Origin of the sequence: Chimaeribacter arupi (genome assembly GCF_002858805.1) — a bacterium.
Lineage (GTDB): Bacteria > Pseudomonadota > Gammaproteobacteria > Enterobacterales > Enterobacteriaceae > Chimaeribacter > Chimaeribacter arupi.
In genome coordinates this window covers 1-9,937 of the sequence record NZ_PJZI01000061.1, presented here as the reverse complement: position 1 = coordinate 9,937, position 9,937 = coordinate 1, and the positions used below count along the sequence as shown (strand labels likewise).

The following is a 9,937-nucleotide window of genomic DNA, read 5'->3' as shown; positions in this document are numbered from 1 at the left end:
GCAGATCAAGCTTTATATTAACGCGGGCCTTGGGGATCTCATTTTGAAACGAACTGGACACGATAACTCCTTTTATAACAGGCAGGGGAATACCTGAGTGAAGGTGATTCACAATAAGAATAAGAGGTGAAGCAGAAATACTTTTGGGTACGCTACCACTCAAAAAAGCGGGGGTGAATAAGACAAAATTTAAAAAACATTTTTATCTATTTTGTACTTTACGATATAAGAAACATCTGTAGCAAACCGTACAAAAAAGGGTTAACTCATTGCCTGAGTCAATATCCCATTAATACAACCCGACGTTCAGTTATGTTTATCCCGAAGGAAACCCTGATAAATCATTCACAAAAACTATTCATTTCTTTACACTCATTTCCATCAAAACAGGCTCATCGCCATGACAAAGAAAATAAAAACACGTTAACAGTCGAAATGAGAATTCAAAAAGAGTAATGAAATTCCTAATCGTGAAAATAAGTTCACAATAGAACGTTGATAGTGCCTCTGCAAAGCACGTACTATGTGCCTTATCATAAAAGCCAAACAGCACGCGTCAGAGCCCCCTCTATATCGCGATGTTGCCGATATTATCCCATGAGCAAAAAAAATCAGGCGTGCCGAAACCACGGCTCAACATGGACGATCGATGAACTGCAGTTCCTTGAGCGCAGTTACCACCGGCTGCCGACAAAAGCCATTGCTGATATCCTGGGGCGCACTTCCTCAGCGGTCAGACTTGCTGCGCATAATGCCGGGATAAGCAAACTGAAAATGGTGCCCTGGACTGAGGATGAAAAAGAGGTTATCCGTACCCATTACGCCGGCGGCGCGGGGATAAAGCAGGTTTGTGCACTGCTGCCGGGCAGAAACCGCAATGCCGTGTTTGCTATGGCGATTAAAATGGGGATCAGCAGCGCTCGTGGCTGGAGTGAACATGAAATTGCGGTGCTGGCCCGGCACTACCCGAGCATGGGCACACAAGTTGCACAAAAGCTGCCGGGCAGAACCGAAGCGGCGATAAAGCTGAAAGCCGGCGCGCTGAAATTGACATACCACAGTAAGGCAGATAACGCCGTGCACCAGCAACGCTGGAATGAGCATGAGCGGCAGTTGCTGCAACGCCATCAGGATCTGAGCCTGCCTGAACTGCTGCGCCTTTTCCCCGGCCGCTCACAGCAGTCCGTGCAAAAAGCACGGGAGCGGATGAAAAAAAGCGTCAGGGTTACTGAGTAATCCCTATTTTATTAACATGCCTTTTTTTCTCGGGCGCTTATCGTTTTCCCCGTTGTCCCGTCTCTAAAAACCTTCCGCGGGCTCCCCTACCCCGGCGGAGGAACCAGGCGGCGATATTTGATATGTGTAAAAAAAGAGTGGGCCCCGGCCCACTCTTGTCATTTCTGCTCACCACTATTTCTGCGTTTTTTGCGCATCCCCAGCCGCCGGATCGCTGCCCGGATCCACTGCCTGACCTGCCTCAGCGGGCTGCCCTCCGGCGGGCGCGGCGGCATCGGGCGCGGAACCAACAACGATTTCCTGGAAACCGATGTCGTCTGCGTCACCGTCGCTGCCGGCCGGTTCCGCCGCTGCCGTCTCCGTTGCCGCCTGCGTTGCCGACTCCGGTACAGCGGGTGCCGCTGCCGGCTGGGCACTGCTCCCATTGATTACCGGTTCTGCCGCTGCCGCCTCTGCGGCGGGCTGGCTGCCGTCAACCGTGCTGCCATCCTCTGACTGCACAATGATCCCGGCGGCCGGTGTCACCGTTTGCCCCGCGGCCAGCGCCTCGGCCGGTTGGTCCGGGATAGCCGCGCTCCCGGCGGTGTCCTGGCCGCCGGCTGAATCGCCGCTGGCCGTGCCATCCTGTGGCTCGGTGCCGCTGCCGCCGGTGGGCTGGGTGGCAGCGCTCCCGGTAGCCGCATCGGCGGGTTGGGCCGCTGCCGCGCTGCTGTCTGCGGCGGCGGGCTGGGGGGCCGCAGGCGCTGCCTCACCCCCTGCCGGGGCAGCCTGATCCTGGCCGGCAGCAGGCACCGCGTCGGCCGGGGTTTCGGCGATCACCTCTTTACCGCTGGCCACCGCGTCCGGGGAGTACTCCCCTGCTTCAGTCGGGCCATCCTGCTGCGCCGTCTGCACCCCGTCTACCGGTGCAGCGGATGCCGCCGCCTCAGTGACCGCCTGAGTTTCCCCGCTGGTGGGTGTACTGGCGGAAATCGCCCCGCCGGTATCGCCGCTGGTGGTGCCGTCCTGCGGCTCGGTGCCGCTGCCGCCGCTCGGCTGGGTCGCGGCGTTATCGGTACCGGTACCGGCAGCCAGCGCATCTGCCGGCTGGTCCGGGATGGCACTGCTGCCCGCATCCGCCGCCGGCTGGCCGGCCGGTGCGGCAGCCGGGGCAGCCGCAGGCTGATCCTGACCGGCAGGCGGTAAGTGTTCGGGCGGGGTTTCGGCAATCACTTCTTTACCGCCCGGATCAGGCACCTCTTTCCCAACCGGCTGCACATCCCCCGACGGGGCTGCCGCGGCCTTAATTTCGATCATCTGTTTCTCCGTGATGTTACCAAGGGGCATGTTTGTGCGCGGGTCACCGCTGCTGGTGCCGTCCTGCGGCTCGGTGCCGCTGCCGCCGCTCGGCTGGGTGGCGGCGTTATCGGTGCCGGTACCGGCGGCCAGCACATCCGCCGGCTGGTCCGGGATGGCGCTACTGCCCGCGTCAGCCGCCGGCTGGTCGGCCGGGGCGGCCGCAGGCTGGGCGTCAGGGGCCGGCTGGGCGGCGCTGTCAGGGGCCGGTGCCCCGCCTGTGGCCGGATCCTGGCCCGCAGGCGGGACGCGATCCGGTGGGGTGTCACCGATCACTTCCTTGCCGCTCGGGGGCACGCCGGGCGCAGGCTCGGTGCCGGCAGGCAGGACATCCCCCACCGGGGCGCTGCCCGCCTCAACCACCGTTTTCTGGGTGACGTTGGCGATCGGTGCGCCCGGTGCGCCGGACGCGCCGGGGTCACCGCTGGTGGTGCCGTCCTGCGGCTCCGTACCGCTGCCGCCAGTGGGCTGGGTGGCGGCCTGGCTGGTGCCGGTGCCCCCTGCCAGCACGTCAGCGGGCTGGTCAGGGATCGCCGACACCGGTGCGATGCCCTGCACCGGGGTGCCCACCGGCGGCGCGTTGCCGGTAATCGCCTTGAGGGCCGCCGCGCCTAGTTGGGTGGTGAGGTCAGTCAGTGCCTGGCCGGCGGCGTCACCGGCCGCAGACGCCGCCGCGCCCGCGATCCCGGCCATGATCTGCCGTGCCTGGTCCAGCACGCCGCTTTCGCGCTCTTTCAGGAAGGCTTTTGCCCGTTTTGCCAGCACGTCAGCCGGTTGGTCCGGTACGGTGGCCGCCGCAGAGGCTTTCTCCGCCAGGGTCTGCCGGGCCGCCGCCGCAGCCGCCGCCAGCCCCGCCTCAACGGTCTGTTTTGCCAGTTCTGACGGTGCCGGTTCACTGCCGTTCTGCGGGGCGGCATTCTGGGCGCTCTGCTGGGCCGCCCCCTCTTCCACCCCAAAGATCGAGTAATCCACCAGCATGTTCCCGGTCAGGTCAGTGACGGCATTCTCTTTGCGCTCACCGTAGGGGTAGTGTTGTTTGCGGTTCAGGGAGAGGTAGAGCAGGCCCAGTTGCTCGTCGTCCTCATCCTGCAACCGCTGGGACATCACCTCCGTGACAAACTTGGTGATCTCCACCCCGGCCCGGAAGGCCGGGTTGGCGGCAGTGGCCACCAGCGAGCCGAGCGACGTGGCGAAGTTATGGAACTCCGCATGGTCAGCGATCGATGAAAACACCGACCCCAGTTCACGGGTGTCCTTATTGCTTTTGATCGCCATCAGGCACCAGTTGACGTCTTCCGGAATTTTGTCACTCTGGAACAGGTTGTAACCGGTGGTGCCGAAGGTCAGGCGGGCGTTGTCCTTCACATTTTCCACGGTAGTCAGGATCTGCGAGGAGCTGACGCTCTGCACCGCGCGGGCCAGCAGCGCGGTTTTCTGGGCCGGATCATTACTGTCCAGCCAGGTGTCAATGTCGGGTAAAATAGATTGGCTGGTGGTCACAAAGCTGATTAATTTCACGTCCGACAGAACTTTGCGCCAGTTAAACAGGGTCCGGGTTGACCCATTACTGGTCAATTTCACTTGGTTGGCTCGGAAATAGAACATAATGTACCTCTTCTTAATGTGGAGTAAATGCGGCCTGGCGGAGTTAGCCGCAGAAATAAAAGCATCTCGTTACGCATTAATGACCAACAGCACGTTATGAAATAAAAGGGCGTGCGCCCTGCCCCCTCCCGCATTCCCTGACGCGGCATGAGCGCACAAAACCTGTTATTTTTACAGCCGGGATGTTCCCTGTATAAAAGGGGTTATTTTCCCTGCCCCCTGTGTTGTATCCCCCCTGATTCCTCCTTGAGTTTGCTGCTCAGGCTTGATCCAAAGAAATATTGGATAATGGCCGACAGCGCGACCCCCAAAAGAAAACCGGTCACGGTATTAATCATGTTTTCGCGCTGGTCAATATTGACGGACGGCGAGAAACAGGCCATGAACAAAAACAGAAACGTCAGCAACGTGACGCACAGTGCATACAGGTAAAGAAAGTGGCTGCTCAGGAAACGCAGGGCTGCCGGCCGTGCATCGGCATCTTGCTGAAGGCCCGGCGCGGCACCTGCCGCCACCGTAACTGCCTCTCCCGCTTGCTCTGTTTTTTCCGGCCGGGCTTGCGGGTTATCTCGGATATTTTCGTTCATGGTAAAACCTCCGTTAATTAATACATCCTTTATTTCAATGTCATCCCACTCCCTGCGATTCATTAAAGGCATAACATCAGCGGGGTAAGTGATAAAGTTCACCTGTTTCATTTTCTCTCATTGACCTCTATGAGCTGCGGCATGAGGGTGAATGAGGTGTGACAGCGAAATAAAAAAGCCTCGCGGTTCTCATTGATGCGCCCATTAACGGGCAGGGAGGAAGGTAAAAACAGGGCATTAGCGCCCTTTATTTCTCATTCTTTTACGGGGGGGTGGGAAATAGGCGCGGCGAGCTGCCGGTATTGGCCGGGAAAATAACGGCCAGGTTTTTTTATCAGATTAAAAGCAGTGAACAATATGGGGTAATACGGTACACCTGAATGATTAAGGGGGATCATCAGTTATGCGGCAGGCAGGCGGGATATGACAATTGTTAGCCGGAAAACAGAAGAAAGGCGGGCAAGCGTGGCGCAAAAACCGCCGCCGGAAGGGATATCCCGCACCAGGTTGGCCCGGCGCGGGGGCGAATGCGGCGTCAGGCGTGCCGGTTCAGGTGGGCCACCGCCTGCCGCAACCACTGCAGTAACGGCTCATCCAGCCAGGTGCCCTGGGAGAGTTCCGGCTGCTCCTCCATCGCCAGGCGGATTTTGGCATGGGTTTGCGGGTCATTGCCTGCATAGGCACAAAACAGCGCCATCCAGCGCTGGGCCAGCGGGCGCGCGTCGGCCGACTCCGGGGCAATGCCCTGCTCCATCGCCCGGCGCATATCCGCAATAAGCGGCGGCCAGGCGGACATCTGCTTCGGGTAGTTCTCATAGAGAAAGGCGTATTCGTCATCATTCAGGTAACGGCGCAGGAGCTGCATTTTATTCTCCGCAAAGGCGCGGGTAATAAAGGCTTCGATCTCCGGCGTCATGCCGATGGCCGCACGCACCTCTGGTTCCTGCTCATGCATCTGGTTGAGCCGGTTAAGGAAATCGGGGTTACAGGCAGTGTCACGCTCCAGCGCCAGCATCCAGCGCAGCGCCAGTTGCCGCGCCGCCGGTTCCTGCGGCAGGGTGCGGTTCTCCAGCAGCCACTCTGCCTCTTTTACCAATGCCCGCCACTCGGTATCGCGTGCTTCATCAACCTGTGAGAGCGGCAGTTGGGTCAGCTCCTCCTGGGTAAAATATTTCTCATACATCGCTATTGACTCCCACGTTATCAACCCTACATGCCAGCATAGCGGATTGCCGAAAAATCACCGCATACCGGCGGCCGGGCGGCATCCGGAAACAGCAGGGGTGGGAGTACCGGCCCCGTGCGCGCCCCGGCTGAGCGCGGCCTGTTTCCTGCCCGGCCTTTGCCCCCCGGTCTTTCCCAATCCGCCTGTTTTTTTCTTAAAGCCGATCGGCTTTTACAACACATTCTTGATAAGCCGGGGAATTTCACTCTGGTAGTATGTGCCGGCTGAATGCGGGCCTCCCGCGTTGTTTCATCCTGCACAAAGGTTTTTTATGTCGCTAAATCAACAGTCCCCGCGCATTGGCGGATGGTTGCTGGCCCCGCTGGCCTATCTGATCATGACGCTGCTGGGCAACACGCTGACGCTTTCGCTCTACGGGATGGCGCTCTCCCACAGTGACTCGCGCGCCCGGCTCCTCGGCACCACCGGCATGGCGTTGCCGTGGTATCTGTCACTGGTGACGGCGCTGGCGATGTGGCTGTTCAGCGCCTGGGTACTGTGGCAGTTCACCCAGCGTAAACGCATCGTGCCGCGGCTCTATATTTTCTGGCTGCTGGTGACGGTGCTGCTGGCGATTAAAAGCTTTGCGTTTGCGCCGGTGCCGGATGATTTTGCGGTGCGCAGCCTGTTGGCCCCGCTGCTGGCGGCGGCCCTGCTGGTGCCTTATTTCTCCCGCTCCCGCCGGGTAAAACAGACGTTTATTGGCTAACCCCGCCACCTGCCCGCGCCGATGCGGCCCTGCGGCAGGCAGCGGTTCTTTTGACTTCAGACTTTCAGGCATTGCAATGACCGAATACCTGCTCTTGTTTGTCGGCACTGTGCTGGTAAACAACTTTGTACTGGTGAAATTCCTGGGGCTGTGCCCGTTCATGGGGGTCTCCAAAAAACTGGAAACCGCCATCGGCATGGGGCTCGCCACCACCTTCGTGATGACGCTGGCCTCCATCAGCGCCTGGGCGATCAACAGCTTTATCCTGTTGCCGCTCGACCTGATTTACCTGCGCACGCTCTCCTTTATTCTGGTGATCGCGGTGGTGGTGCAGTTCACCGAAATGGTGGTACGCAAAACCAGCCCGTCACTCTACCGCCTGCTGGGGATCTTCCTGCCGCTTATCACCACCAACTGCGCGGTGCTGGGCGTGGCGTTGCTGAACATCAACGAATCGCACAACTTCCTGCAATCCGCCGTGTATGGTTTTTCCGCCGCGGCCGGTTTCTCGCTGGTGATGGTGCTGTTCGCCGCCATCCGTGAACGCCTGGCAGTGGCCGATGTGCCTGCGCCGTTCCGCGGGTCGTCGATTGCGCTGGTCACCGCCGGCCTGATGTCGCTGGCCTTTATGGGCTTTACCGGGCTGGTGAAATTCTGATGAGCGCGTTATGGATTGCCATTGCGGCGCTGACGCCGCTGGCGTTGATTTTCGGGCTGGTGCTGGGTTACGCCTCGCGCCGTTTCAAAGTGGACGAAGATCCGGTGGCCGAGCAGGTGGATGCCCTGCTGCCGCAGAGCCAGTGCGGGCAGTGCGGTTACCCCGGCTGCCGCCCCTATGCCGAGGCGGTGGCCAACGGCGAAAAAATCAATAAATGTGCGCCCGGCGGCGAGCAGGTGATGGTGAAGATCGCAGAGCTGCTGAACGTCGAGCAACAGCCGCTGGATGGCGGTGACACTGTCACGCATCCGGTGCGTAAAGTCGCCTTTGTGGATGAGAGCAACTGCATCGGCTGCACCAAATGCATCCAGGCCTGCCCGGTGGATGCGATCGTCGGCGCGACCCGTGCCGTGCACACCGTGGTGGCCGATCTCTGTACCGGCTGCGACCTCTGCGTCGCGCCCTGCCCAACTGACTGTATTGAAATGATCCCGGTAAAAACCACCACCGCCAACTGGAAATGGGATTTGAATACCATCCCGGTGCGCGTCGTCACGGAGGGCCAGCATGTTTAACCTGCTCAAAGCCCTGAATAAACACAGGATCTGGGATTTCGCCGGCGGCATCCATCCGCCGGAGATGAAAACCCAGTCAAGCCACGCGCCGCTGCGTACTGCGCCGCTCAGCGACACCTTTATCATCCCGCTGCAACAGCACCTCGGCCCTGAGGGTGAGCTGTTGGTGCGTGCCGGTGACCCGGTGCTGAAAGGCCAGCCGCTCACCGCCGGGCGCGGGCGCACATTGCCGGTACACGCGCCGACCTCCGGTACCGTGCGCGCCATTGAGCCGCGCATCACCGCCCACCCCTCCGGCCTGAAAGAGTTGTGCGTGGTGCTGGATGCCGACGGCGAAGACCGCTGGTGTGAACTGTCGCCGGTGGCGGATTACCACCAGCAGAGCGCCAACGACCTGATCGCACGCATCCACCAGGCGGGCGTCGCCGGTCTCGGCGGCGCGGGCTTCCCCACCGCCACCAAATTGCAGGGCGGCCGGCACGGCGTGAAAACGCTGATCGTCAACGCTGCCGAATGTGAACCTTACATCACCGCCGATGACCGGCTGATGCAGGAGCACGCCCCGGCGATCATTACCGGCACCCGCATCCTCTGCCATATCCTGCGCCCGGAGCGGGTGATCATCGGCATTGAGGATAACAAGCCGGAAGCGATTGCCGCGCTGAAGCGGGCGCTGAAAGAGGACACCACGCCAGGCGTGAAACTTGAGCTGCGCGTGATCCCGACCAAATACCCGTCCGGCGGTGCCAAACAGCTGACGCGCATCCTCACCGGGCAGGAGGTGCCGCACGGCAAACACTCCTCGTCGATCGGTGTGCTGATGCAGAACGTCGGCACGCTGTACGCCATTACCCGTGCCATCGTCCACGGTGAGCCGCTGATTGAGCGCGTGGTGACGCTGACCGGTGAATCGGTCGGCCAGCCCGGCAACGTCTGGGCGCGCATCGGCACGCCGGTGTCGCTGTTACTGAACGATGCCGGTTTCCGCCCGCACGATCAGCAACTGGTGATCATGGGCGGGCCGCTGATGGGCTTCACCCTGCCGCACCTCGACGTGCCGACGGTGAAAATCACTAACTGTCTGCTGGCCCCGTCGCAGAGCGAAATGGGCAAGCCGCAGGAGGAAGAGGCCTGTATCCGGTGCAGCCAGTGTGCTGATGCCTGCCCGGCCGGTCTGTTGCCGCAACAGCTTTACTGGTTCAGCCGCGGCCAGGAGCATGAGAAGGCGCGCAACTACAACCTGTTTGACTGCATTGAGTGCGGTGCCTGCGCCTACGTCTGCCCGAGCAACATTCCGCTGGTGCAGTACTACCGGCAGGAGAAGGCGGAAATCCGCGAGCTGGATCAGGAAGCGGCGCGCGCGGCTGACGCCAAAGCGCGTTTCGAAGCCAAACAGGCGCGGATGGAACGGGAGAAACTGGCCCGTGAAGCACGTCATAAACAGGCCGCCGTGCGGCTCGACGACAGCCAGAATGATGACGTGCAGGCCGCAGTGGCACGGGTCGCGGCGAAGAAAGCCGCGCAACCGCTGGATGAGGCCGTGCGTGAGGCGGAACGTGCCGAGCGCCGCGCCCGCCGGGCCGCCATAGAGGCGGAGATCCCGGTGGATCAGACGTCGCAGTCTGAAGATGAACAGCACCATGACGCCGACCCGCGCAAAGCTGCCGTCGCGGCCGCCCTCGCCCGCGTTAAAGCCCGTAAAGCCGCTGAAGCGGACGCTGCCCCGGCGGCTGCCACGCCGGACACCGGCGCGGATGATGCCCGTAAAGCCGCAGTCGCGGCGGCCGTGGCCCGTGCCAAAGCGAAAAAAGCGGTCGAGGCAAATGCCGATTTCGGCACCGCCGAGGTGGTGGATGCCGACGGCCAGACCACGCCCACCGACGACGACAAACGCAAAGCCGCGGTGGCCGCCGCTGTCGCCCGTGCCAAAGCAAAACGCGCCGCGCAGGCAGAACCGGCTGACGCTGCACCGGCAGAGGCAGAACCCGCGCAAGCCGCTTCAGCTGA

The 9,937-nt window shown here is 61.0% G+C and carries 8 protein-coding genes; 5 read left to right on the top strand and 3 right to left on the bottom strand.

The window, feature by feature from the left end; translation table 11 throughout:
* The first annotated feature begins 597 nt into the window (after window positions 1-597).
* Window positions 598-1,236 (top strand): hypothetical protein, encoded by a 639-nt coding sequence (locus CYR52_RS21740; RefSeq protein ID WP_101829420.1) that lies wholly within the window; start codon window positions 598-600, stop codon window positions 1,234-1,236.
* 174 nt (window positions 1,237-1,410) lie between these two features.
* Here CYR52_RS21740 and CYR52_RS21735 read toward each other — a convergent pair whose 3' ends face one another.
* The 3 genes from CYR52_RS21735 to CYR52_RS21725 form a co-directional block, all read right to left on the bottom strand.
* Window positions 1,411-4,176: a hypothetical protein gene (locus tag CYR52_RS21735; RefSeq protein ID WP_101829419.1), complete on the bottom strand. Its 2,766-nt coding sequence runs from the start codon at window positions 4,174-4,176 to the stop codon at window positions 1,411-1,413.
* 203 nt (window positions 4,177-4,379) lie between these two features.
* On the bottom strand, window positions 4,380-4,874 hold the full coding sequence (locus tag CYR52_RS21730) for a hypothetical protein (RefSeq protein ID WP_072933090.1): 495 nt from the start codon (window positions 4,872-4,874) through the stop codon (window positions 4,380-4,382).
* A 424-nt stretch (window positions 4,875-5,298) separates the two neighbouring features.
* Window positions 5,299-5,946 (bottom strand): TipAS antibiotic-recognition domain-containing protein, encoded by a 648-nt coding sequence (locus CYR52_RS21725; RefSeq protein WP_072933088.1) that lies wholly within the window; start codon window positions 5,944-5,946, stop codon window positions 5,299-5,301.
* Between the two features lie 313 nt (window positions 5,947-6,259).
* On the opposite strand from CYR52_RS21725, the gene CYR52_RS21720 reads away from it, so the two are divergent.
* The 4 genes from CYR52_RS21720 to rsxC form a co-directional block, all read left to right on the top strand.
* The gene (locus tag CYR52_RS21720; protein WP_072933086.1) at window positions 6,260-6,697 is read left to right on the top strand and encodes a DUF2569 domain-containing protein; all 438 of its coding nucleotides are present in this window, start codon (window positions 6,260-6,262) and stop codon (window positions 6,695-6,697) included.
* Window positions 6,698-6,773: 76 nt separating this feature from the next.
* Window positions 6,774-7,355, top strand: a complete 582-nt coding sequence (rsxA, locus tag CYR52_RS21715; RefSeq protein ID WP_072933084.1) for an electron transport complex subunit RsxA — start codon at window positions 6,774-6,776, stop codon at window positions 7,353-7,355.
* Window positions 7,355-7,930 carry an electron transport complex subunit RsxB gene (gene rsxB, locus CYR52_RS21710; protein ID WP_072933082.1) on the top strand — a complete coding sequence of 192 codons (576 nt, stop codon included), beginning with the start codon at window positions 7,355-7,357 and terminating at the stop codon, window positions 7,928-7,930. Before rsxA ends, rsxB begins: the two co-directional genes overlap by 1 nt.
* The coding region (rsxC, locus tag CYR52_RS21705) for an electron transport complex subunit RsxC (protein ID WP_101829418.1) at window positions 7,923-9,937 on the top strand (2,015 nt) is incomplete at its 3' end. The genes rsxB and rsxC, both read left to right, overlap by 8 nt.